The sequence below is a fragment of the Stenotrophomonas sp. SPM genome, from assembly GCF_003105135.1.
Lineage (GTDB): Bacteria > Pseudomonadota > Gammaproteobacteria > Xanthomonadales > Xanthomonadaceae > Stenotrophomonas.
On sequence record NZ_QETL01000001.1, the window covers coordinates 26479 to 48007 of the forward strand.

Below are 21529 nucleotides of genomic sequence, written 5' to 3' on the forward strand. Positions count from 1 at the left end.
CTTTGATGGCCAACGAGTTCGGTGGCGGGGGCCTGCCGGCACCAACTGGCAGGTCTCCGTTCCGCGCTGGGCCATACTACCCAGCGATCGCCGCCCTGGGCGGTTTCGTACTGTTTTGGCGGCTGGAAATGGCCGAAACGCCGATCACGCGGGATAATTCAATATTATCCCGCCTGATACTGGTGTCCCTGGCCGGGCCTGTCCGGCCGTTGAGTAGTACGTAATTACATGTTATGTAATACATTACGAAGTACACGGGAGAGGGCAGATGGCGCGTTCTGGCTTGTACAAAAGCGATGTGCAACGGGCCCGGGACAGTCTCCGGGCCGAAGGCAAGAACCCCTCGGTTGACGCGGTACGCGTGGCACTGGGCAATACCGGGTCCAAAACCACCATCCACCGCTACCTGAAGGAGCTGGAAGAGGAGGAAGGGCAAGGCGTGGGCGCGAAGATCGCGGTCAGCGACGCCCTGCAGGACCTGGTGGCTCGTCTGGCCGAGCGGCTGCATGCCGAGGCCGAAACCGTGGTCGCCCAAGCGCAAGAGCGCTTCCAGGTCGAATTGCACGAGCGCACCCAAGCCCTGGAACAGGCCCGGCAAGAGGCCGGCAACCTCAGTGTGCAGCTTCAGCACACCGAAACGCTGCTACAGACAGAACGCAAGGCCGGCGAAGCCGCCAGGGGCAAATTGGCCAGCCGCACCACCGAACAGGCTCAGCTGGAGGAGCGCATTGTAGGCCTCACGGCGCGGCTGGCAGAGCACGAAAGCCACGCACGCTCCCTGGAGCAGAAGCACGAGCATGCCAGGGAAGCACTTGAGCACTACCGCACCTCGGTCAAAGACCAGCGTGAGCAGGAGCAACGCCGGCACGAGCACCAAGTGCAGGAACTGCAGGTCGCTCTGCGCCAGGCCAACGAAGTATTGAACGCCAAGAACCACGACCTGGTGCAGCTCAACCGGGAGAACGGCCAGTGGCTGGAACGCCACACCCGGCTGGAAAGGGAGGTGGCGCAGCTGCGCCAAACCATCCAGACGCAACAGGGCGAGCTCGATGCGCTGCGCCTGACGGCGGCCGAATACCAGGCGCTGCAGGTGCGCTGGGGCCAAGACACTCAGTCCTTGGAAGATGCTCGACAAGAGCTCGCGAAAGCCCGGGCCGAGCTGGTCCAGGAGCGCGAACGACGCGAGCACGCCGAGGCGGAGACCCTGCGCGCCACCGTCCGCCTGAGCACCTTGGAGCCGCTGCTGGCCCAGCTGCAGCCAGCCAGTGCCGGCGGCAAAGGCACCAAGCGGATCTCATCGGAAGAGACGCCGGGGTCATAGCCTAGAAACGGAACATCCGCCACGATCGCAAGGAGCTTTGTCATGAGCGTAGTCACCACCACACCCCCGGAAATCAGCCGTGCGGTGCGGCGCTTGACCGATTCGGTCGTGCGCGGTGCAGAACCGGTGTACCTCGATGTGCAGCCGGAAGCCGATGCGATCGTGCACGAATGCTTTCCCAACGTGCAGGCCAAGGTCGCGCGCGACGGTGGTCAGATGCTATGCGGGTGGCAGCTGTGGGAATGGCCGCACGTGCTGGTGGAAGCGGAATTCCACGCGGTGTGGATCAGCCCCGAAGGAGAAATGATCGACATCACGCCAAAGCCTGAAGGCGAGAAGCGCATTCTCTTTCTGCCGGATCCACGAAGACGCTACGAGGGCCTGGCCATCGACAACGTCCGCATGCCATTACGCGATGACCTGCTGATCAAGCACTTCATCCAGATGTCCGAAGCGATTGTCCAGGTGATGAACCGCGGCGAGCGAGCGTCCCAGTATGGCGAGGTCAGCGTGCCGGCCAATGAAATCCAGCCTCTTCTGCAAGCCAGGGACTTTTTGGGCCAGTCACTCGGTGCGGGACTGCGCGAGCATACGCCGTGCCTGTGCGGCAGCGGCAGCAAGTACAAGCGCTGTCATGGCGCGCAAGTAGAGGCATTCTTCCGTCGTTGACGGTGGTGCCCCTGGTCGGAATCGAACCGACGTGTACGCGCTTATCTGGCGCGTGCTCTCACCGGGGTATAAGGCCGGCGCTCTGACCAACATGAGCAACAGGGGCGTGATCGATCGATGCGATCACGCCGGTATTCGAGGGTCGAGCTGGCTCAGGCGGTTCATGGGGCAAGCATACCGGGGATGGACGCCATGCCGCTATCCCCGGGCGCGGCGGTAGGAGTGGGCCCACGCCGGAGCAGGGATGCGGTCGGTCGCCACCAGCCAAGCCATCCGCAAGGCCTGCGCGTCCACCAAGGCATGGTGGCGCCTGGCCCTATGTTCCGGATGGGCCGCGAACCAATCTTCCACCAGTAATCCCGGAAGGCCTTCCTTCGACATGCGTGTCATGACCGGGGCCGGCCGGGGCCCGCACGCGGCAACCTGGTCATCGGGTAACTCAAACCCATCCAGGGCATACCGCAGCAGCTGAAGATCGTTCGGGAAATCCGCGATCACTGCCGGCGCGTCGACCTCGCTGAGGAAGGCGCGCAGCTCGGTAGTCAGGGCGGCATCAGGCAGGGCTGCGTCGCCGCGGTTTAGCAGCGGGTAGACGCTTTGACGAACGAAGTCGGTGGGAGCCTCGGGCAGGCTGGCTCGCTCAGCATAGAAAAGGCGGTCTCCACCTTCGTTCACCAGCGCCAGACTCACTAGCTCACTGCCCGTTACATCGGCCCATTCGGTGTCCAAGAAGTAGTACGTGGTGGCCATGATTGAATGGTGCCACAGCTCCTTGGGGAGGTCCGACCCTGCAAGGGCGGCCGAGGGTAGAATTCACCGATCCATCAATCGGTTAGCGAAGATCTGGCCGTGTTCGTAACGATTCCCTGCCAACCCTCAGTCTGGGTATGTCTTGGAGCTACCGATAGCTACATGAAGAAGCTTGTAGAGAAGCTCTAGGCGCCCCTGGTTCTAGAGAGCCAGCAAACGGCAAAACCACTTCGTGACGTTCAGGACATCCCCGTGAAGACTGAGTCCTGTGGGCCTCGAGGAACACCACACTCGAAAGCTCAAGCGCTTGGCCAACCCGTGCGAACTGCCCAGCGTACGTAGCCTGCTCAGCCGGACTCCGACTGCGGCGGTCAAGCTTGGTGAGTGACCAACCACGAAGTCCGCGACCACTCGGGCCAAGCTTGAGACCATGCTTTGGACCGGCGATGAAAGTCTGGAGGGCTTGCGTGACCGTGCCCTCCTCTGCCTTCGCTTTGCCAGTTGCAGGCGCCGGTGCAGGCAAATCGAGGTTGCGGATGTGTGCGACCTGCGCAAGGCCGGCGATCACGGCTGCATCTTTGCTTGGAATGCTCCAAGACCCAGCGGGCGGATGTAACGGAGGATTCGACGCCGCGTAAGCCTATCCTGAGGCGGGCCACAAAAATCAGCGGGGGGGGGCAATGCTACGGCCCGTCTGGAGAGAGCGGGTCTGCCCTACCCTGTTCCCGGGATCTGTGGCCTCGTTCGTCAAGCGACGGAATGGTCTTGTAGCGAGGAAGTCGTCCATACAAGCGACCGTAACATCGATTTTTAACCGTAACACGTGCCGGTTACGGTCAAATCTATCTGTTACAGCCCTCCCCCTCACGAACGCATTAAGAGCTCGCCTGATGCTACTGCAATAGCCAACGATCGCCATTGAGGGGCTCTAAGCAATCTCTACAGGTCCGGATCAAGATGATTCGCCTCCAGACATAATGCGCCACCCGCAATCAACGTCCGCAGTCGGCCAGGAGCGGACGGTCGCGCATGCGGAATCATGCCGATTCGCGCAGTGAGGTCGGCTTGAATGAATTGTTAGGACGCAGCCTACACGGTTGACTCGCGAACCGGCACTCCTTGGTGGATTGCATGCTCAGCCACTGCTCGGTTCAGTTCATCGTCTTCGATAAGGCAGTAGACCCGCCGCAGTTCATTGAGAACTCCGTAACGGACGAATCGTTGGGCCTCCGAACGAATCGTAAGCTGCCGAGAGGCGCACATTTCCTTGAGGCGGCGTGCAATGGAAGACTCGTGCTCTCCAAGGTCAAAACTCAACGCCCCCTTCAGTGCCATTACATTGACTGCGGAAGCAGCAGCCAGCTCCGGCAGTACGGCCCTCATGGCCTTCAGGTCCAGGAGATCAGCTCCGTCAGGAAACACTATCGAAAGGTGCTCGCGATCCTCTGTGCGGCGATGGACGACCCAGCCCGGATCAGTCCCATCCCAGATGTACTTGAAGCCGGAGAGATCCGTCATGCGGTCCAACTACCTAATGGACGGACCCGTGGGTCCGGTTATACGACTTATCCACAAAGCACTCTATGGTGGGGCTTTGTCCTTGATACAGCTCGATCCTAGGCCCGCTGGGTCCGGCTGATAAGCCGGCGTATAACCGGACCCAGCGCCAGGCTCGGCGGCCGCACCACTGACCGCTTCGGGTCGAAAGCAGAGAATAGCACCGGACTAACGACTACGCAGTGGTGATGTCCGCTCCCGGCCAAAAGCAGACATTTGCACGCCTGTTGGCTGATGGCTGGATCGGCCTCCGAGCCCACCACTCGGTCCGTTTACGCGTCAGCTTGTTAGCCAGAGCCGCTCACCCTAAAATCGAGCCGCGTCAACAGTACGCGACATCATCTTATGGTCTGTGGGTAAGGCGAATAGTCGGATCTGCGGATCCGTCCGATCACCATCTAATCAATAGTTTGTCGCTAAAGGAGACCATATGCGTGCCGAGAAGAAGAAAATCGAGGGTGATCTAACTCTTACGGACGGTCTCGCTCTCTACGGACAGGCGTCGGGGAATATTGTCGTAACTAACGGTGGCGAGCTGCACCTTTACGGCGTTTGCGGTCGCAACCTCACCGTGCAAGAAGGCGGGAAGGCCATTATCTACGGCATGGTCAGTGGCCATGTCGTCAATGACGGAGGATACCTTCAGGTACTGGGGACAATCGTGGGATCGTTGCGCTCGCCCAGCGGGAACACCGAGGTCAATCCAAATGCTTCAGTTATTGGCGGCCGCGGCTGACAGTGCATTCAAGCCGAGCCCGCTTCGCGGCGCGGCTTAACTCAGGTTTTAGGCGCTCAACGGGGAATAGGCTTTGAAGCTACCAAATTGGTTCAAGATCGCCTGGTGGCTGCTGCTAGTCGGCCTACTATCGGCGTTCTTGTTGCATCGCTACCCAGAGCTAGCGCTCGGTCGTGCGGTTCCAGCAGACATCGTGGTATTTGTCATCTGGGTCGCGCTTTTGCTAGCTCCGCTGTTCAACGAGGTGTCGCTACTCGGGGTCACCCTCAAGCAGCAGATTGACGAACTTAAAGAACACGTCGCAAACCAGATCACGGAAGTAAAGAGCGAGGTTAGGAACGCAGTCGATGTCCGTGCCACGTTCAGTCCACACTTCAACATCCCTGCGCCCGCAGCTGACGCACAGCTTCCCGAAATAGAGCGACGCATCAAGTCGGCAGTCTCGGATGCGTTGGCAGAGCACGGGATTCGGCAGCCGCCCCCGCCAGCTCAAATTTCTGTATCTAACGATGTGGCGCTCTTGTTCGCCACTCGCTACAACCTAGAAAAGGAGCTTCGCCGTATCAGTGAGGCACGACAACTCACGGCGGAGGCGCGTCGTCCGATGCCGTTGCATCATCTCATTCGTGCACTCATCCAGGCCGAGCTGCTAGAGTCTCCGATGGCAAGCGCTATTCGAGAGGTCTATTCCGTCTGCACGCCCGCGATCCACGGCGAAGAAGTGACCTCGGCTCAAATTGCGTTTGTGCAAGATGTTGGTCCAGAACTGATTGCAGCGCTGAGGGCCATCACATGAGACACGCGCCTAACAACTCATTCAAGGCGCATCCGCTTCGCGGCTCGGCTTAATTCAGGCGTTGAACCTCCGCTTCTGGCCGCAGGATGGATCTGCCAAGATTTCGTAGACAACTCAGAGCCATAATCAATGGTAACGAGAGAGGTGTCTATGGCGAGCAAGCAATACACGGCTGAGTTCAAGGCCGAGGCAATCAAGCAGGTGATCAAGCGCGGCTTCACGGTGGTGGGTTGGGCGGGGCGCATTGGCATCCCGAAACACGATGTACAGCTGGGTGTAGACGTGAGGGCCAATGTCGACGCTCCATCTTCCAGTGCAGACGCACGCAATCGCGACATCAGTTGATGTCCGGGGTCTGAAGGCCGAGCTAGAGCGCGTGGCCGCGTAACACGACTTTCCAAAGAAAGCGGCTACTTACTTTTCGAAGGGTGAGGGCGAGGTTCGCATTCATGGACGACCAAGCTTGCGTCGCTTTTTTGAACAAGTGCAAAGCTGCCCGTTTGCTTCAACCCGCAGGCAATGCGCCTCCTGAATTGACCAATGCCGTGGTGGCGCCGTTTCGGAACAAAGTAACCGAAATCTGCCAGCCTGCGCGCGATCCGCCGATGATCACCAGCAGTGGCGAAGGACAGAGATAGGATCTATCTCTTGCGATTGCCTGCATGGCGCGCAGGTCCGAATGGCTTGGCGAAGGCGATGCATCAGGGTGGTAGTGCCATTCTCCCAGGTAATGCAGGCCAGCCTCCCACCGCTGGCGCAAGAGCTCGGCCAGTCCTTGGCCGGAACGTTGAAACCATGCCCATCCTGCCAGCGACCCCTCCGGCTGGGGCGTGGCCTCCAGAACATCAGCGACCCATCCGATGGGTCCATAGCGGCCAATGAGGATGCCACCGGTTTCCTTCTTGCCGGCCGCTGAGGCTGCCGCAATCATGCCCTGAAGGGCCGCAGGCCCTAGCCATACCGAGGCACCCTCGTCTCCGGTAGCGATGAATTCCTGCGGCTCAAGCGTCGGTACGTTCAACGCTTCCATCCTCATGCTGTTTGTACAGCGCCGCCACCGTTTGTCGATCCACGATGGAACGCCTTACGAAATTGGTGCCGACTGCCGCCCACAGGTTGACATCGCCTGCAGTGGCGGGGAAGACCGGATGCCAGCACCCAATGCCCTCCATTTCGCCAGAGCCCTCCAAGTCTCCAGGGGGCGCTACCGCCAAAAATTTCGCTAGTGCCTCAGCCGCCGGGAACCTGGTGCCAGTAGCGGCGTAGGCAAAGAGCCCTTGTGCCTGCCAGGTCATTGCCAGACTTACAAAGGTCCGGCCCATGCCCCAGTCAAAAGCCTCCATCGCCTTAAGTACGGCATCGGATGCGGTGCAATCCACGACGACGTCCCAGCTGGACAGTTCTCTGGCGTCTGCAGCGTTGAGCGGTGGAAACGAAAAGTTCATCGCCTTCACGCGCGCATCCGGCATGGCTGCATTGAGGCGCTTTGCCATGCGCTCGGCTTTGGACTGCCCTACATCGGAGAGTGTCAGCAGGTGGCGGCTGAGGTTGCCGACCGTCAAGGTATCCTCATCCAGCAGCGCCATCCGACTCATCCCCATTCGGAGCAAATTTTCGGCAACTGCCGCACCAAGGGTTCCCACCCCCAGAATGAGGATAGATTTTTCGCGAACTTCCTGCTCGGCCTGGCCACGCTTGCGTAGCTGGTCCGGCGCCCAGTTTGCGGTGCGTCGCCAATTCAGCGGCCGATCTGCGCCCGCCGCTTCTCGATCCCATTTTCCTCGGGTAGACAAGGTCGCTCGGAAACCATTTCGGACCTCGTTCCTGCCGCACAACTGCATGTTTCGCACTGCCAACCAGTGTAGACGCTGCAGCGGCCCACCTACGAGTTCGGCTAACGGAAAACCGAGTAGTAGAGTGACCGGCAAGGGGCGATTGGGGCGTTGCGTACGCCGAAGCACCCCGCCGGCCTCGGCAAGAATGGAAGGAAGATCAAGCCCGGCGTGCGCGCACAGCTCGGTGAGCTGATCCCACGTTGTGGGAGCTTGCCAGGGCTTTACCACGATCAGGGACGGCAATGCGATCCAGACCGCGTCCGGCACCAGATCGCGACGGGGAATCGCCTCGGACCAACAGATGTCCCGCAGTGAGCGCAGGCGCTTGTCCATGAAGCGGCTGACAACGGCGGTATCGAACGCCCCCTGGACCGGCGTGACCGTGGCAAAGCCCCAAGGGTGCGAAAGGCCATCAATCCACCCCATTTCGTGGACGGACTCAGAAAACCCCAGCATCGTTCTCGGCGGCGTGACGAACTGCGTGGGCAGCTCCAGCGCATCCCCTTTGATCATCAAGGTGTCCTGCCCGGCCGCTTGGATCCACTCCAACAACCGACCGACATGCCAACTCAGCCGCTGCGGCAGCTCTTCAGGCTCCCCTGCCCATCCAGCTCGCTGAAACACGGAGGCGGGCCTAACCAGACATGGCTTACCCAGCCGCCAAGGCCGGCCTTCGGCTAGCTTTACGTTGAGGTCCTGGTGAGGAAAAGTAACCCGAATGCCGCCGTTAACGTCGGGAAAAATTCCAATGGCTGGATCAATCGCCGATCCAGACACCACCAAGTGCCATCGGGTCCACTCCGGTAGATTTTGGGTTGGAGCGCAGCAAAGCTGCGCCTCCAGGGGAAGTGACCACTCATCCTCAGACCATTGTTGCCATGGTCCTAGTACTTGAAGGCGGGCATCGTAGGGAAAGCCGGCAACAGCTGTATCCAGTTCGAAGCGGGTGAGCATGGGTCAGGCAAACCGCCCAGACTGCCGAGGCACGGCAGGGGCGGCCGGGGCGGCGAATCCGCGTCCACGATCACCGCCACCGGAGCCAGGAAGGGGAAAGCTATTGCCCAGCAGCTCTCGCCACAGTGCCCCGCTTGCATCCTTGTCGGTTTCGTTAAATGCACGTCGGGCAAGCTCGGCCGCCTCACCTACCTTGACCATAAAGGCGAGGAAATCCGCCCTTCCCAGGCGCTGCAAGACGTTATGGGTAGGCACACCGTGGTCAGCGAGGAACGGAACGACGCCCGCTTCAGCATGGCCGGCCCAGGTGTCACGAATCCCTTCAAGCGCCAAGGTGACGCCTTCCGCAACACTCTGGATGCGATCGGGCAAGACCGCGCCGATCATGTGCTCGAGCGGGTAGCCCTTCGGATACTTGGGTAGCGTGTCGGCATGCTCGTGCCGCCACCACTTGATGGACCGCACCACGTTGATGAAATGACCATTGCAGTTGCGGTTCTTAACTGCCGCCCACTGGATTTGCGCCAGCGGATGGGTGGGGCCCCACTTCTGCACAGGACGGTCAGGCAGCATCAGAGGTTCATCGCGCCAGGTAGAGGCTTCTTCAGCAAGATTCATCAACCCGCCGTTGGCACGCTGAGGGTCCCACCCCTTGTTGAGCACCCAGTCGCTGCGCTCTTCCAAGGACTCATCCAGCTGCACTGCCTGGCTTCGATACAACGACTCCAATGCGGCGCGAGCGGTATTCTCTACGGGCAGCGCAGTCACTACCAGGTCCAGGTCGACGTAGGACATTTCGATACCGAACGAACGATCCTGCTGCGCCCACTTCCCGTGATAGTGTCGCTCCAAGAAGGGTTCAAATCGCTTCATCGCCACCAAGGGCGTTTCCCGGCTGTAGTCAATGGTCGTAACAATGACCACATCCACATCCGAGCGTTTGCCACCGGTCGGGCGTACGGCCGTGGACCGGCGCACGCTACCCTGCAGGAAGGTAGCCGTAATGATCGGCGACAATTCCGCGTCAGCCATCAGGCGGGTGCGCAGCGTGTTCGAGCCACGCTTCCATTCCTCGCGATTTCTCTCGCTGGGGCGGATGTCCTGCAAAAATTCATAAAACTGGGGACGAAGTTCCATGCCGATATCCTTAAATGGCAAAAGTTGAGTGGTAGCTCCCGTCTATCTGGCCAGCCATGTCGTACTCATACGGGATGCAGCGGCCGATCGCGTCGATGTGTTGGCCCAGAAGGAAGGCAAAAGCGTTGGGGGTGGCTAGGAAAAGGTGCGTCGTGTTGCCCGGCTTGCGGGCATCTTTCACTAGCCCGGCAATGTGCTGGGCAATAGCTGCAGCATGCTGGCCACCGGCAATAGTCATGGGGCCAGCGCCGTCAACAAGCGATACGCCGATCAGCGTGCCGACCTGTGGCAGATAGGCGGCGACGAAGTCTCCAACTTTCTGGCTCACATCCTGACTCAGACCAACAGCGACTGCGATGTCGCCACCCTCCCCCAGGATCTGCACGTCTACTAGTGGCTCCGGCCCTGCGGTACCGTCTTGCGCATCCCACACGATCCCGGGGTTCCTGTCACCGCGCTGAACAATCTCAACATCGGCGCCTTCCTTGAAACGTAGCGCCGCTCCGGCCAGATAGGCGATGGACGAATGCGTCTCCAGAAACAAGCGCATGGACGGGGTCTGCGCCAGCTTGGTTTTGAGGAATGCGCTCACCTGCCCCCGCACCTCCTCCCAGCTGTGTCCATCTTTTAGCCATCGACCCGAAAACCGGTCAACCAAGTTCAGGGTGTTGTCCGGCTCCGCGTCTGCCATGTGCATCGGCGTCGACCGTGGGTCATAGGTTGCAATGGCCACACTTCTGCGAGGCTTCGGTTTGGAACCCAGATACCACTTCTCGTTGGTGCACCACTGGTGGAAACCAGCCCGGTCGAAGCAATTGATTTTTTTGCTCACCAGCTGTTTGGCGGCATCGTCGTAGAGAAATACAGTTTCGTTCTCGTGACCGGCCAAGCCCACCAGACGGAACTGAGTGCTTACTTGATGACGCATTTTTTCCAAGTCAGGCTGACCATCATGGATGTAAAACCGATCCAAAATGGCATAGAGCTCCTCGTCGCTGGCCAAGCCCAGATGCTCACGCCAGCACTTGCGCACCCTTCCCATTTCGCTGTTGTCGGTCTTTCCTTCCTTGAGCGCCTGAAGTCGCAACGAGCTGTCGTGGCCGCCCACCAATTTGCCCAATGGATCTCCATCGGCGATGCGATCAGTGGTTACCAAGTGAAACGCCGCACCTTCGCCGGCCATCTTTTGGGCATCTCGCAACCGCTCTAAGATGGAATGCGCAGTGGCATTAATAAACTTGGGGTTGATCAAGTCGGAAAACCCGAACCGGCCGGCCTTGTTGGCATGCCACTTAATCTGATGATAGTCGGCGGTGACGTATCCCGGACCGGAGCGCCTTGAACGGCCAGGGTTGTACCGGACGACAACATCGTCAAAGGCCTTGGGGCCATCGGCCTCGAAAGTAACCTCAACTACATGGGGTTGATAGGGATCCAGCAGCAACGCGGCATGGGTCCAGAAAAAACGAGATTGGTAGCTATCGCCATGCCATCGGGGCTCTACTGCACTTGCCATGTGTCTCTCCCAAAGGTGCAATCCGTGCGCTCGGTCACAATATTAGCTCAGCCGCGCGTCGACTGCACCCCGTCCAGCCGCGCTGGCCATGCAGGCTAACCTGTTGATTTAACGAGACCAAGGACCGGATGACGTGCTCGACCGCTACGTCTAAGCAATCCAACGCCGAATTGCTTGATCCGGCGTGAAGATGGACCGCGCTCGCATGTCCGCTTTCGGCCAAGAGCGGACGTTCCCGCAGTCAAGAATCCCAGATGCTGAGACGTGCGCACTCGAACTCCACGAAGCCTGTGCAGGGCATTTCGTCCAGTTCCAGTACGAATCCGAGAACCTCTACCAGCCCGGCCGACCTCCGCTGAATCGCCGAAACGTTGGATCGCCTTTACTACGAGAGTGTCCATTGATATCCCTGGCGCCCCTGCCCAATGTCCGCTTCAGGTCGAAAGCGGAGAATAGCACCGGACTAATGCCTACGCAGTGCTGATGTCTGCTTCCGGCCATAAGCGGACATCCGGGCGACGCAAGTGGATCAGTTGGGTACCTCGACCGGCCTGCTAGTTCGCCGCCGTGCGCTATGTCGGCCACGCCTCACTGATCAAATCAACAGCTGGTCTCAGCAACAGCGCGCTTCCGCGAGTCGCGAGTCCCGAGTGCCAGGTTGTGCTTTGGGGGTAAGGAGGACCTTAGCCCCAGGCAGCACAGGCGTCCTAATGTCCGCCCTAGGCTCGACCTGGCCACGCCCTACCCTCCTGTGTCCGTCAGCTCTGGAGCTAGACGGTCACCACAAGATTTCGATTGAAGCGAGAGTTCTGGGCCGTGACGCTTGGGCCGTTGGTGAGGGGGTAGCCCAAGGGGTTGGATATCACCCGACACCTGCCGATGGTGTAGTCGACCGAGTCGTGCACGTGCCCGTGGATCCAAAGATCTGCGGTGGAGACTGTTGTCTCTAGGTCGGACGCGTATGCGGCAGACAGTAGTTCTTGCTGGTAGTGGTCGGGATGGACTTGGCGGAGGGTGCCATATGGGTAACTACGACTGTCTTTCCCTCGAACGGTTCTGCCAAGCGCTGCTCTATCCAACTCCGCTGTTGGGCGTGCCAAAGACAGGTGTCGGCTGGCCTGAGCTTCCTGAAGCCGGCTGATCCAATCCGGATGCGCTTGTAGTCATTCATCTGCTGGCCCGCCGCGCGGAATACATCTGGGTAGTGGTCGCGGCCGTGCAGCATCATGTCTGTCCAGAGAGTGGCCCCTAGAAAGCGAACGTCGTCGATGACTACCTGGTTTCCATTCAAGAAGTGGACGCCAGGGTTCTTGGAGCAGGCATCTCTGATCTTCCCCTCGACCCTGTCGATGCTGTGACCGTAACCCTCGTGATTGCCTGCCACGTAGATCACCGGCGTGCCAGAAAAGCTCTTGGCTGCCCATTGAACCGCTCGGTCTCCAGTGTCGATATCGCCTGCAAGGACTACTGCGTCTGGCTTGCAGGTCGCCAGGTCTGGCTGAGAGTGTTCCAGGAAGTGCCTCCTGCTCGCGTCTGACGCGCTCCAAAGTTCGCGATGAAGATCGGAGAGGACGAGGATGCGCATGCGCTTGCTCTGAATGCTCTAGGTGGGCTCAACTTCACTGGGAACGCCCTGACAAGCCTGTCATCCAACGAATCAGGCTGAATTGGAAGGTCCGAGCGCGGTCAATTTGATGCCCCGGATATCTGAAAGTCAGATAGACAGCCTATGGGCAGATTGATATCCTGACAACTGGAAGCGCGATTTGAGGGCTCTGTGGCCTATGTCGTTCACCAACCGACCCTCATTGCGCCTTGGCCAGAACTGGACGAATTTGTTCGTTCAATTGGCCCATTCCTCGCATGCGCTTGGTGTGCGCTGGAGCGTTCACGAAGCATAAGCTCGCCGGTCGCTTCAGGAACCTTGGCTTCCGATGCGTTGGACACTCTTGCAACGCTCCAAGTGCTGCGCCGCAATCCAGTTGAAGATCCTGGGTCCGAAGCCCGATCATTGTATGAGCCCTTGGCTTGGAGCTATCAGTCATCCTGGTCCCGACCAGATGCGAACCTGGAGGCGCTGATAACAGGTTCGCTCACGAGATGGGCTGGAGAGTGCCACTCTGCCGTAAAGCGCAGCTTGGGCGCTTCCCTTGGTAGGAGCGAAGCTCGGGCCTACCTTGCCAACCTTCTACGAAAGCAACGCCTGGATCCGTCACTGGCCGATACCTTGCGATCAACTCGGCTGGCAGAGTGGGAGGCGCTGAGCCTCGGTCGAAAGAGATACGTCCTGTGGGCTAGCATGCGAAACGCTTCGCCTGACTTCCTGCAAGCAGACATGGACGGAGAGTTCGCCCGTCGTGTGCTTGATCGAGAGATCAGCAAGACGATCTGGTGGCTGCTTGGTCGAGCCCAGTCCGGATCGCTAGCATCCACCGACTTTTGCTTCCTGCCAGGCCATGGCTGGCGCCAGCCGCTTATGCTGGACGTTGCGATGGAGACATTCCTGCCATTGGGCAGACGGTACTGGTTGGAACCTGTCGATAGCTGGCGGCTCTAGTGCGTAGAACAAGATGTGTGGCTCGTCGTTGCTGCCATCTCCAGTGCGGGGCCCAAGGCGGGCAGACCATCTCAGGACGGTTCGCCCACTCCTTGAGGCCCAACCGGAGCGGCAAGCGACTGCCACTCAGTTAGACGCTTCAAACTCAACACGGGCAGCGTGTAAGACACGTCGTGGATCGGTGAGTAGAATTTCAGCCGGCGGGAGGCCGGCGAGCAGAACGTGCGGGGACATAAACCACTCGAGCTCCCCCCAGCCGGTAGTGCGGCGCAGGCCATGCGGTTCCCGCTGGAACGGTCCAAAGTCGCGGAGGATTCCCAGGATCTCGGCTAAGTGATCCGCGGGGTGGCCATCGGAATGGAACTGCCAACGTGGGTAGCGATAGCTCGGCGTCGGGTAAGTGATGTACACGCCCAACAACCGGCCCTCGCGGCGCAACTGGCCGACCCGTCCGCGTAGAGTGACAGAAAGGGAGCTGAGCATTGTGTTGATTTGAGCGGCGCTAAGCGCCTGCGCCGCTAGCGCCTCGCGCTGCATGGCTGCGTCGCGAAGGATCTGCACCGCTTGCTCCGAAGTGACTTCGACTGCAGGAGTGACACCTCTGTCGACCTTGGCTTCTGGTGGCCAGTCCTTTGGGGGCAGGTTGCGACGCTTCATAAGGCCACCTTGTCGTGACACGGTTGAGGGTGTACGTGTGTTCTACGCCGTGGCTGGGATGGGTGCTTCGGCGCGTCACTCCTCCGCCTGCCCTCCCCCTCTTGCAGGTGTTCAAGCTCGCTAGCTAAGTGGCGCTTCCATGCGCTTTTTGATCCTTTCAAGGGCGGCAACCAGGCCGCGGTCGCTCGGCTTGTATGGAGCGCCGAACAACTCAACTTCAATCCAGCATTTCTCTTGGCCAGGGTGGACGTACGCTTGATGGTCGTCCAAGAGAAGTACCTGACTAGGATTGGTAGAGACGTTTCGCAGATCCTTTGTCGCCCCTCTCCACTCGACATAGGGCAGCTGGGCGAACCAATCGGGAGCTGAGCCTTCTGTCACAAGAAGCCAAGCAATCTTCCGGAATGCTGGTTCGGGAACGGTCGTATAGATGACCAAGCGCTCAAATCGTTCCCTGACCGCCACAAGAAATGGGTAGAGTCCGGGCCTGGGAATCTGGCTGACCGCATTCGAAATCAGCGTGCCTTCTAGGTCCAGCGCAAGGATGCTCGGTTGCATAGGTAGCAGATTCCACGTGAGGGGAATTGTCAGCAGTCGGCCCGGTAGCACTGCGCGCTGTCAGTGACCGGGCTCCGTTGATTCAGATGTCTGCGAATCCGTCAGCTTGCTTCAGCTGGTTCTCCAGCTGCTCGATTGCCTTCTGATGATCTACCTTCAGATAGGGCTTATCACTGAAGTCCAACGCGGAATCAGGAACTACACTGAGTTCAACGCGCGTCGTAGCTGCCTGGCGGATGGCTAACGTCGTCCAGGTCTCATCTCCCTTTACGAAGCCCACCTTGAAGCGAGCAGTCACTTGGTGGCCCGGTTTGAGGCCATCAATAGTGCGGAAGTCACTTAGCACCCGCGATTGCGCAACTGGCTGCGGTTGGCCATCTATGTAGAGCTTTGCCAGCCAGCTGACTTCGCTCAAAGGCAGTGATGATGCATTGGCGATACGCGCTTCAATGATCGGTGTGGGGCCAAAGAAGCTGCTCTCGATCGCGAATTTTTCGTCACTGGTCTTGATCTTGCCTAGCTCTAGGAGCACTGGCTCCTGCGCCTTTGCCTGATCTCGCAAGGACTGAATCGACTTGGGGCTTTGTTCCCTCGTAGCCTTCACTTGACTCCGTACTACGTCCCTGACGGATGCATTGGGATATCTCTGGTTGAGCTTCTCCAAGTCCAGTCCGGCAACCGCCCAGTTAAAGGCCTCTCTCTCGTGAGAAGTCAGTTCTGCCTCAATAGCATCGATTGACGCTCGGTACTCTTGCTGGGTTCCGTTGGTAACCATCTTCTTGTCTGCCGGGCCGCCGCAGGCTGTCGTTAGAGCCGCCACTCCAAGAAGAAGGCCAAGTCGGCCTCCGGCTAGCGCCTTGCGGCGTTGCTGCTGTTGGTTCATGGATCCCCCTTGTATGAAGCCCTCAGAATATCGGGTTTTTAGATATCTGAGAACTGGATATAGGTTCTGAGGCCGCTCAACGACGTTGCGGCCATGGCCAAGTCCATCCATCGCAAGGAATACGCTGCCCTGATTGAGGCCGTCAGGGAAGCTCGCGTGGCTGCTGGACTGACTCAAGTCCAGGTTTCACAGAAGCTAGGGCGCAGTCAGTCGTTCATCAGTGACGTGGAGACGGGCAAGCGCAGGATCGACGTCGTGGAGCTACGTGACATTGCTCGGCTGACTGGCCTGTCATTGGGAAAGCTCATCGCCGACTTTGAACGGCGCATCAAGAGCTGACGACCGCCCCCTTTCCTGCCGGATGCCTGCGCCGTACCAGTAGGCTCACACCCCAGGTGTGGCGAAACCTCCCTTCCTGTTGACGCCCTGGCATCGGCTATTCATTGCCCTGAACAAGCAGTACCCTGTTCAGAATTTGTGCGGGCGTCAGTGCGCACCAGTGGTGCCGTTTCATTGCGCTTGGATCGCTGCGGCGGGTGGACAGATGCTTGCGCGGACTGCGTATGAATGCGGCCAAATTGCATTTGCGCCGTGGCTGATGGCCCGTTCTTACTAGAGCTGAGATGGGTATGACAGACTACGAAGAGCTGGCGGGCCCGGCGCTGCGGACATTCTTTCGCCTGGCCCAAGAATGGTCTCTTTCTGAGCGTGATCAGTCCATTCTCCTTGGAGAGCCAGACGCTGCTGCACTTGCACTTTGGCGACGCGGTGATCTGGATCTCGTTAACAGCGAGGTCCTAATTCGAATTTCATTTCTGTTGGGCATTTACCGAGCGTTGCACACCGTTTTTAGTGACCCAAGCCAGGCCAACGCTTGGGTTGGTCGAGCGCAAGTGTCCGGACGTTTAGCGGGCACTTCAGCATTGGCGCACATGCTCCGTGAGGGTGTGCCAGGTATGCGCCTTGTGCATGCCAGCCTCTTTACGATGCTTAACTGATGACCCCTAACTCGCCCACCCCGATCTGAAATTGAATGAAGTGCTAATCGCTCTAGCCACCATGAGGACGCGAGAGCAAGAACAGTGCTGCTCGCCTTCTTTCTTGTAGGTTGACCACGTCCATTGGCGTTACGCTAGGGATGCCACGCACCCCGCGACGCTTCCGCCAGGATCAGCCCTGCAGGCCGTCGTTCGCCATCAGACGCGCGACCCGGTTCAAGCTGGCACCCCGGCACGTCAGACTGGTTGAAAACTAATCGCGGCAACGCGTAACGCCGGGCTGGCCCGTCTGCTCAACTGCAACGCGCTCGAACTCGGCACTGAGCTTCCTACTCTTTGACATGAAAAGTCCCTCTTGCCTAGTTCGGACTTCTCGTAAGTTTCCGTGAAGACAGGGGCGAGCCTCTCTTGTGCCGCAACTCACGCGGTTACGACGACAACCGCGATGAAGGAGATGGCTAAGGATGCTGCAATCCGACGCAGCGAAACCGCGTCGGGGCGGCGATCTGAGTCTCAAGCGGCAGCCGCCGGCCCGGGCGTACTCCTGAGCAATGACGGGCCCTGCCCCTCCGATCGCGTGATTGCTTGTGTCGACAAGGCTGCGCGAAGATCAGACAGGGCACGATGGTGCAATTGCGAGACGCGCCCTTTGCTGACACCCAGCCGCTCGACGAGGGTCTTGAATGGCAGGTGTTCGAAATAGTGGGCCTCGATCAACAGCCGAGAGCGCTCCGGCAACTGTAGCATCGCCTGTCGCAGGCGCCGACTCATCAGGCTCCGCTCGGCGTACTCCTGTACGGTGCACGGCTGCGCCTGCAGTTGCGCTGCCTCGATATCCAGTAAGAAGCCCATGCCTAGTGCAACAATGTCATCGACCACCTGATCAAACAGGGAATCGGAGTCATCCATCGCTCGGGTTCGCACCGAATGCAGTCGCTCATGGGTACGCTCAGTTGCCTCAGCTCCGCTCGGATGGCGAGTCGATTCGCGCACCGCATTGAACACCGCACCGCGCACTCGTGCAATGGCGTACCCTGCAAACGGAATGCCACGTTCTGGATTGAACCTGGACATGGCTTCCAACAACCCGAGCGAAGCACTCTGCCGGAGATCCTCACGTGGAATGCCAAGACTGAATACGCGCCGGTGGATTCGGTCGGCCAGCGCCTCGGACCATGGCAGATAGCGACCAACAAGCGACGCCTTGGCGAGCTTGTCACCCTGCTGTTGTGCCCGCCAGAGGTCCAGTTCCACGTGATCGATCGCCATGGCGGGTCAGTTCCAGAAGCTCCCGAGCAACGCCTTGGCCGTCAATACCCAGCCGTCGATGAGGATGAACAGCAATATCTTCAGGGGAAGGCTGATGGTGGTGGGCGGCAGCATGATCATGCCCAACGCCATAAGGATGGCGCTGACGACCAGATCAATGAGCAGGAATGGAAGGAAGATTACAAAGCCAATCTGGAATGCGGTTTTCAGCTCGCTCAGCAGAAAGGCTGGCACAAGCTGCGAGAACGCTACATCCTTCGCCGTCGTGGGCATCGGCGCCTTGGCCATCTCAAGCACGACTTTCAGATCGCTTTCGCGCGTTTGTGAAATCATGAACTGACGCAACGGATCCTTGCCACGCTCGATCGCTTCGCTGGCAGTGATCTGCTGGCTGAGGTACGGCGTGAGCGCATCCTGGTCAATCTTGCCCGCCACCGGCGCCATGGTGAACCAGGTCAGGCACAGCGACAGCGTAATGATCACGCTGTTGGGCGGTGTCTGCGGCAGTCCCAGCGCATGCCGCAGCAACGACAGCACGATGACGATGCGCGTGAACGAAGTCATCGCGATCATCATCACTGGCAGCAACGACAACAGGCTCAGCAATACGAAATTCCGCAGCACCGGAGTAAAGTCCTGGCGCGCGACGTCGTCCGCAACCTTGTCGAGCGCACCGGCATGCGCTTGCAGCGCGAACGTCAGCAGCACCGCCACCGTTAGCCAGGCGACGCCCTTCAGTGCGACGTGGCAGCGACTACGGTGCTGCATCGTCAACCTCCACGCGCTGCAGCTGCACCTGTGCGTTGGACTCCACCAGCAGAAACGCCTCGTGGCCGCTCTGGATACGGTGCACGCTGGTGCGTGGGCTAAGCCGCAGGGTATGCACGAGGCGGAGATCCTGTTCCCCCGCGGGCCGTGCCAGCACGGCGGCACCCAGCCAACGCTGCAACCACCCTCTGCGACGCGCGGCATATAGACCCACCATCATCACAGCAAGCAGCAATACCGCCATGCCAAGTGCCTGCGCAGCGTCGGCACCACTGCCGCCACCTTCCTCGCGGAAGGCGATTGGCGCAGTGGCCGCCACCGATTCTGCAGGTGTGGTCACAGCAGCTCCAGGATGCGCACGGCGTAGTGATCGTCGACCGCCATCAGTTCTGCACTGGCGACCATGCGATCATTGAGGAGCAACGAGACAGGCGCATCCAGCAGCTGGTCGAGGGTGAGCTGATCGCCACGCTTCATGGCAAGCAGCTGCTCGATGCTGAGCGTGAGCGAACCTATCTGCGCAGTCATCTTGACTTCAACATGGCCAACCAGGGCCAGTGCGGGATGAGACGTACCCAGCCCTGAGAATTCTTCGGCCAGACCAGTGGCCGGAACGGCCGATACGAGGGAGTTCATGGAATAGCTACCTGTCAACGAGAGGAGTCGATCGTGATGGCCATGCGCTGGTCCACGATCGTCAAACGGCCGGAGGCGACCGCCGCGCCCTTGCCGGCGGCAAGCGCCACTGGCGAATCGAGCGGAATACCGGTGCGCAGCACGTCGCCCGGGCGTAACGCACTGATTAGCGAAACATCTACGTGGCCCAGTTCAAGGCGCGCGTCCAGAGCCACCGTGGAGTGGGCAAGCGCAGCGCGACGCGACTGCAATGCAACCGGTGCATGGTCCGGCGGATCCAGTCGATCGCACAACACCGGGTCCAGCAATATCTCAAAAGTGAGGCCGGCCCATCGCACCTCTACGCCCACCCAGCCGTGGCGTTCGGACCAGGCACCGCGTGGCGCCTCATCGCATGGATGGTGGGCCGGCGCGCCCCCCAGAAGACTGCCCAGCAAAGCCTGCCCCGCTGCCGTGCCAACGGCCAGAGCGTGATTGAAGTCGGCGGCAGCCTGCAGCGGCGCACCGGCCAGCAGGCCGCCTAGCTGTGCCAGTGATGCACGTTGAAGCCCGGCCAATACTTGGCCGCCGGCCGCGCCCATCGCGCATTGCCAGCCTGCATCGCGGGGCGCGTCCGCTACCAGCGGTACCACGGCAACAGTACCCGGTGAGATAGCCCAAGCCTCCAGCCACTCCTGTACAAGCCTCTCCACCTTCAGGCGCAGGAATTCTCGCCGGGTGGGTCCTTGCCAACGAAGAACGAGACCGGTCATCAGCCGCCCCGCGTGCTGTTGTAGAGCTGTTCAATCATTTCGTTGCTCACGGTCATCACCCGCGAACTGGCCTGGTAGCCGCGCTGGATGATGATCATGTCGGCAAACTCCCGCGTGAGGTCGATGTTGGACATCTCCAGACTGGACCCGGCGATCTTGCCGTAGCGCCCCAATCCTGGATTGCCCAGCTCGCGCTGGGACGGGTCCACGCCGGACACCAGCCGTCCACCACTGAGCTTGAGTGAGCTTTCATTGGCGAACAGCGCCAACGCCACCTGTCCGCCGCTGCGCTTTTCCGTCGTTGAGTAAACCAGCTGCAGGACGCCCTTCTCATCGAACTTCATGCTGATGATCGGCAGCACGCCATGGCCGTCGTCAACCTTGGCGCTCAAGCCAGAAGGCGTGCCCGACTGAGAGGTCATGCCGTTGAAGGCTCCCGGCGTACCGAAGTCGAAGGTAATGGTCTGGTCGCCTGCGGCGCTGCTCAGCACCACGTCCATGGTGCTGTAGCCAGCCTGGGGTAAGCCCTGCACGCTGAAACGGACTTCACCTGTGCCCAGCGAGGCACCCGTGTCGTCCATGACCGTCACGTCGAAGCTGCCTGGAATCTGGCTCAAACTGCGGGTGAACTGCATCTTCAGCACTCGGGCAGTGCCGCTGGCGTCGTACACGGTGATCGAATTCAGGTCCACCGGCGTGGCCGGGACCGTGGCGGATGTGTTCACCGGTACCAGGTTGCCACTGATGTGAACGCCAGTGGTGGCCACAGCACCCACCGTGCGCAATCCTTCGATGGAGATAGGGTTCAGCGCGCCGTTGCTGCCGAGCGCCATCACCTCGTAGCCGTTGACGCTGTCAACCAGCACACCGTCGTCATTGAAGCGGAACTGGCCAGCACGTGTGTAGTGCAGTGCCCCTTGTGGGTCGCGCAGCACGAAGTACCCATCGCCATCGACGGCCAAGTCAGTGGCGTTGCCGGTTTGGCGCGCATCGCCGGCAACAGTGCGCAGGTCTTCGCCCACGATCCTTGTTCCCAGGTTGCCCTCGATGTTGGCAAAGAACGAATCGCTGCCCCGAAAGCCAGGCGTGTTCATGTTGGAGACGTTATTGGAGACCGTATTGAGGCTTCGCGAGAAGCTGAAAAGACCGGAAAGGCTGGTGAATAGTGCCTGGAACATAC

Annotated in this window: 21 protein-coding genes, 1 tRNA gene and 2 pseudogenes; 6 read left to right on the plus strand and 18 right to left on the minus strand. The window is 59.8% G+C overall.

What is annotated here, in order from left to right:
- Positions 1–268 precede the first annotated feature (268 nt).
- Both DCO49_RS00125 and DCO49_RS00130 read left to right on the plus strand, forming a co-directional pair.
- Positions 269–1321 carry a DNA-binding protein gene (locus tag DCO49_RS00125; RefSeq protein ID WP_064539822.1) on the plus strand — a complete coding sequence of 351 codons (1053 nt, stop codon included), beginning with the start codon at positions 269–271 and terminating at the stop codon, positions 1319–1321.
- 42 nt (positions 1322–1363) lie between these two features.
- Positions 1364–1990, plus strand: coding sequence for an SEC-C domain-containing protein (locus DCO49_RS00130; protein ID WP_081275030.1), 627 nt, complete (start codon positions 1364–1366; stop codon positions 1988–1990).
- A 3-nt stretch (positions 1991–1993) separates the two neighbouring features.
- Here the strand turns inward: DCO49_RS00130 and DCO49_RS00135 are convergent.
- The 3 genes from DCO49_RS00135 to DCO49_RS00145 form a co-directional block, all read right to left on the minus strand.
- Positions 1994–2096: transfer RNA gene (locus DCO49_RS00135), tRNA-Ile, on the minus strand.
- Positions 2097–2188: 92 nt separating this feature from the next.
- A complete protein-coding gene (locus tag DCO49_RS00140; RefSeq protein ID WP_064539810.1) occupies positions 2189–2740 on the minus strand; it encodes a 3'-5' exoribonuclease in 552 nt (183 codons plus the stop codon).
- Positions 2741–3829: 1089 nt separating this feature from the next.
- Positions 3830–4258, minus strand: a complete 429-nt coding sequence (locus DCO49_RS00145) for a hypothetical protein (protein ID WP_116862237.1) — start codon at positions 4256–4258, stop codon at positions 3830–3832.
- Positions 4259–4727: 469 nt separating this feature from the next.
- On the opposite strand from DCO49_RS00145, the gene DCO49_RS00150 reads away from it, so the two are divergent.
- From DCO49_RS00150 to DCO49_RS20405, 3 genes and pseudogenes are all read left to right on the plus strand, one after another.
- Positions 4728–5033, plus strand: coding sequence for a hypothetical protein (locus DCO49_RS00150; RefSeq protein ID WP_116862238.1), 306 nt, complete (start codon positions 4728–4730; stop codon positions 5031–5033).
- A gap of 73 nt (positions 5034–5106) precedes the next feature.
- Positions 5107–5829 (plus strand): DUF4136 domain-containing protein, encoded by a 723-nt coding sequence (locus DCO49_RS00155; RefSeq protein WP_116862239.1) that lies wholly within the window; start codon positions 5107–5109, stop codon positions 5827–5829.
- A 150-nt stretch (positions 5830–5979) separates the two neighbouring features.
- Positions 5980–6081 (plus strand): annotated as a pseudogene (locus DCO49_RS20405) (transposase); the annotation flags it as partial.
- A gap of 253 nt (positions 6082–6334) precedes the next feature.
- Here DCO49_RS20405 and DCO49_RS00165 read toward each other — a convergent pair.
- The 8 genes from DCO49_RS00165 to DCO49_RS00205 form a co-directional block, all read right to left on the minus strand.
- A complete protein-coding gene (locus DCO49_RS00165) occupies positions 6335–6859 on the minus strand; it encodes a Mov34/MPN/PAD-1 family protein (protein WP_165835646.1) in 525 nt (174 codons plus the stop codon).
- Positions 6831–8177 (minus strand): ThiF family adenylyltransferase, encoded by a 1347-nt coding sequence (locus DCO49_RS00170; protein ID WP_165835647.1) that lies wholly within the window; start codon positions 8175–8177, stop codon positions 6831–6833. The genes DCO49_RS00165 and DCO49_RS00170 overlap by 29 nt, the downstream gene beginning before the upstream one ends.
- 444 nt (positions 8178–8621) lie before the next feature.
- Positions 8622–9755, minus strand: coding sequence for a hypothetical protein (locus DCO49_RS00175; protein ID WP_116862243.1), 1134 nt, complete (start codon positions 9753–9755; stop codon positions 8622–8624).
- Between the two features lie 10 nt (positions 9756–9765).
- Positions 9766–11271, minus strand: a complete 1506-nt coding sequence (locus DCO49_RS00180; RefSeq protein WP_116862244.1) for an SAVED domain-containing protein — start codon at positions 11269–11271, stop codon at positions 9766–9768.
- Positions 11272–12217: 946 nt separating this feature from the next.
- Positions 12218–12856, minus strand: coding sequence for a metallophosphoesterase (locus DCO49_RS00185; protein ID WP_207776441.1), 639 nt, complete (start codon positions 12854–12856; stop codon positions 12218–12220).
- A 1098-nt stretch (positions 12857–13954) separates the two neighbouring features.
- Positions 13955–14485 (minus strand): hypothetical protein, encoded by a 531-nt coding sequence (locus DCO49_RS00195; protein WP_243402591.1) that lies wholly within the window; start codon positions 14483–14485, stop codon positions 13955–13957.
- A gap of 120 nt (positions 14486–14605) precedes the next feature.
- Positions 14606–15043, minus strand: coding sequence for an NIF family HAD-type phosphatase (locus DCO49_RS00200; RefSeq protein WP_116862246.1), 438 nt, complete (start codon positions 15041–15043; stop codon positions 14606–14608).
- Positions 15044–15125: 82 nt separating this feature from the next.
- Positions 15126–15926: a hypothetical protein gene (locus DCO49_RS00205; RefSeq protein WP_133249361.1), complete on the minus strand. Its 801-nt coding sequence runs from the start codon at positions 15924–15926 to the stop codon at positions 15126–15128.
- A 93-nt stretch (positions 15927–16019) separates the two neighbouring features.
- On the opposite strand from DCO49_RS00205, the gene DCO49_RS00210 reads away from it, so the two are divergent.
- Positions 16020–16265 (plus strand): helix-turn-helix transcriptional regulator, encoded by a 246-nt coding sequence (locus DCO49_RS00210; RefSeq protein ID WP_116862248.1) that lies wholly within the window; start codon positions 16020–16022, stop codon positions 16263–16265.
- 756 nt (positions 16266–17021) lie between these two features.
- Here the strand turns inward: DCO49_RS00210 and DCO49_RS00215 are convergent.
- The 7 genes and pseudogenes from DCO49_RS00215 to flgF form a co-directional block, all read right to left on the minus strand.
- Positions 17022–17150, minus strand: a pseudogene (locus DCO49_RS00215) (IS3 family transposase); the annotation flags it as partial.
- 287 nt (positions 17151–17437) lie between these two features.
- Entirely contained in the window at positions 17438–18193 is a 756-nt protein-coding gene (locus DCO49_RS00220) for a sigma-70 family RNA polymerase sigma factor (RefSeq protein WP_116862249.1), read from the minus strand.
- Positions 18194–18199: 6 nt separating this feature from the next.
- Complete coding sequence (gene fliP, locus DCO49_RS00225; protein WP_116862250.1) at positions 18200–18961, minus strand: flagellar type III secretion system pore protein FliP; 762 nt, start codon at positions 18959–18961, stop codon at positions 18200–18202.
- Complete coding sequence (locus DCO49_RS00230; RefSeq protein ID WP_133249362.1) at positions 18948–19301, minus strand: hypothetical protein; 354 nt, start codon at positions 19299–19301, stop codon at positions 18948–18950. The genes fliP and DCO49_RS00230 overlap by 14 nt, the downstream gene beginning before the upstream one ends.
- The gene (locus DCO49_RS00235; protein ID WP_116862252.1) at positions 19298–19597 is read right to left on the minus strand and encodes a FliM/FliN family flagellar motor C-terminal domain-containing protein; all 300 of its coding nucleotides are present in this window, start codon (positions 19595–19597) and stop codon (positions 19298–19300) included. The genes DCO49_RS00230 and DCO49_RS00235 overlap by 4 nt, the downstream gene beginning before the upstream one ends.
- 14 nt (positions 19598–19611) lie before the next feature.
- Positions 19612–20349, minus strand: a complete 738-nt coding sequence (locus DCO49_RS00240; protein ID WP_116862253.1) for a FliM/FliN family flagellar motor C-terminal domain-containing protein — start codon at positions 20347–20349, stop codon at positions 19612–19614.
- A complete protein-coding gene (gene flgF, locus DCO49_RS00245; RefSeq protein ID WP_116862254.1) occupies positions 20349–21527 on the minus strand; it encodes a flagellar basal-body rod protein FlgF in 1179 nt (392 codons plus the stop codon). Before flgF ends, DCO49_RS00240 begins: the two co-directional genes overlap by 1 nt.
- Between the last annotated feature and the right edge of the window lie 2 nt (positions 21528–21529).

Coding starts and splice junctions, on each gene's coding strand:
- DCO49_RS00170 (WP_165835647.1), bottom strand. CDS start 8,177: ATGATCAAAGGGGATGCGCTGGAGCTGCCCACGCAGTTCGTCACGCCG.
- DCO49_RS00125 (WP_064539822.1), top strand. CDS start 269: ATGGCGCGTTCTGGCTTGTACAAAAGCGATGTGCAACGGGCCCGGGAC.
- flgF (WP_116862254.1), bottom strand. CDS start 21,527: ATGTTCCAGGCACTATTCACCAGCCTTTCCGGTCTTTTCAGCTTCTCG.
- DCO49_RS00205 (WP_133249361.1), bottom strand. CDS start 15,926: ATGAACCAACAGCAGCAACGCCGCAAGGCGCTAGCCGGAGGCCGACTT.
- DCO49_RS00185 (WP_207776441.1), bottom strand. CDS start 12,856: ATGCGCATCCTCGTCCTCTCCGATCTTCATCGCGAACTTTGGAGCGCG.
- DCO49_RS00130 (WP_081275030.1), top strand. CDS start 1,364: ATGAGCGTAGTCACCACCACACCCCCGGAAATCAGCCGTGCGGTGCGG.
- DCO49_RS00235 (WP_116862252.1), bottom strand. CDS start 19,597: ATGAACTCCCTCGTATCGGCCGTTCCGGCCACTGGTCTGGCCGAAGAA.
- fliP (WP_116862250.1), bottom strand. CDS start 18,961: ATGCAGCACCGTAGTCGCTGCCACGTCGCACTGAAGGGCGTCGCCTGG.
- DCO49_RS00150 (WP_116862238.1), top strand. CDS start 4,728: ATGCGTGCCGAGAAGAAGAAAATCGAGGGTGATCTAACTCTTACGGAC.
- DCO49_RS00200 (WP_116862246.1), bottom strand. CDS start 15,043: ATGCAACCGAGCATCCTTGCGCTGGACCTAGAAGGCACGCTGATTTCG.
- DCO49_RS00180 (WP_116862244.1), bottom strand. CDS start 11,271: ATGGCAAGTGCAGTAGAGCCCCGATGGCATGGCGATAGCTACCAATCT.
- DCO49_RS00210 (WP_116862248.1), top strand. CDS start 16,020: ATGGCCAAGTCCATCCATCGCAAGGAATACGCTGCCCTGATTGAGGCC.
- DCO49_RS00145 (WP_116862237.1), bottom strand. CDS start 4,258: ATGACGGATCTCTCCGGCTTCAAGTACATCTGGGATGGGACTGATCCG.
- DCO49_RS00220 (WP_116862249.1), bottom strand. CDS start 18,193: ATGGCGATCGATCACGTGGAACTGGACCTCTGGCGGGCACAACAGCAG.
- DCO49_RS00175 (WP_116862243.1), bottom strand. CDS start 9,755: ATGGAACTTCGTCCCCAGTTTTATGAATTTTTGCAGGACATCCGCCCC.
- DCO49_RS00140 (WP_064539810.1), bottom strand. CDS start 2,740: ATGGCCACCACGTACTACTTCTTGGACACCGAATGGGCCGATGTAACG.
- DCO49_RS00240 (WP_116862253.1), bottom strand. CDS start 20,349: ATGACCGGTCTCGTTCTTCGTTGGCAAGGACCCACCCGGCGAGAATTC.
- DCO49_RS00195 (WP_243402591.1), bottom strand. CDS start 14,485: ATGAAGCGTCGCAACCTGCCCCCAAAGGACTGGCCACCAGAAGCCAAG.
- DCO49_RS00165 (WP_165835646.1), bottom strand. CDS start 6,859: ATGGAAGCGTTGAACGTACCGACGCTTGAGCCGCAGGAATTCATCGCT.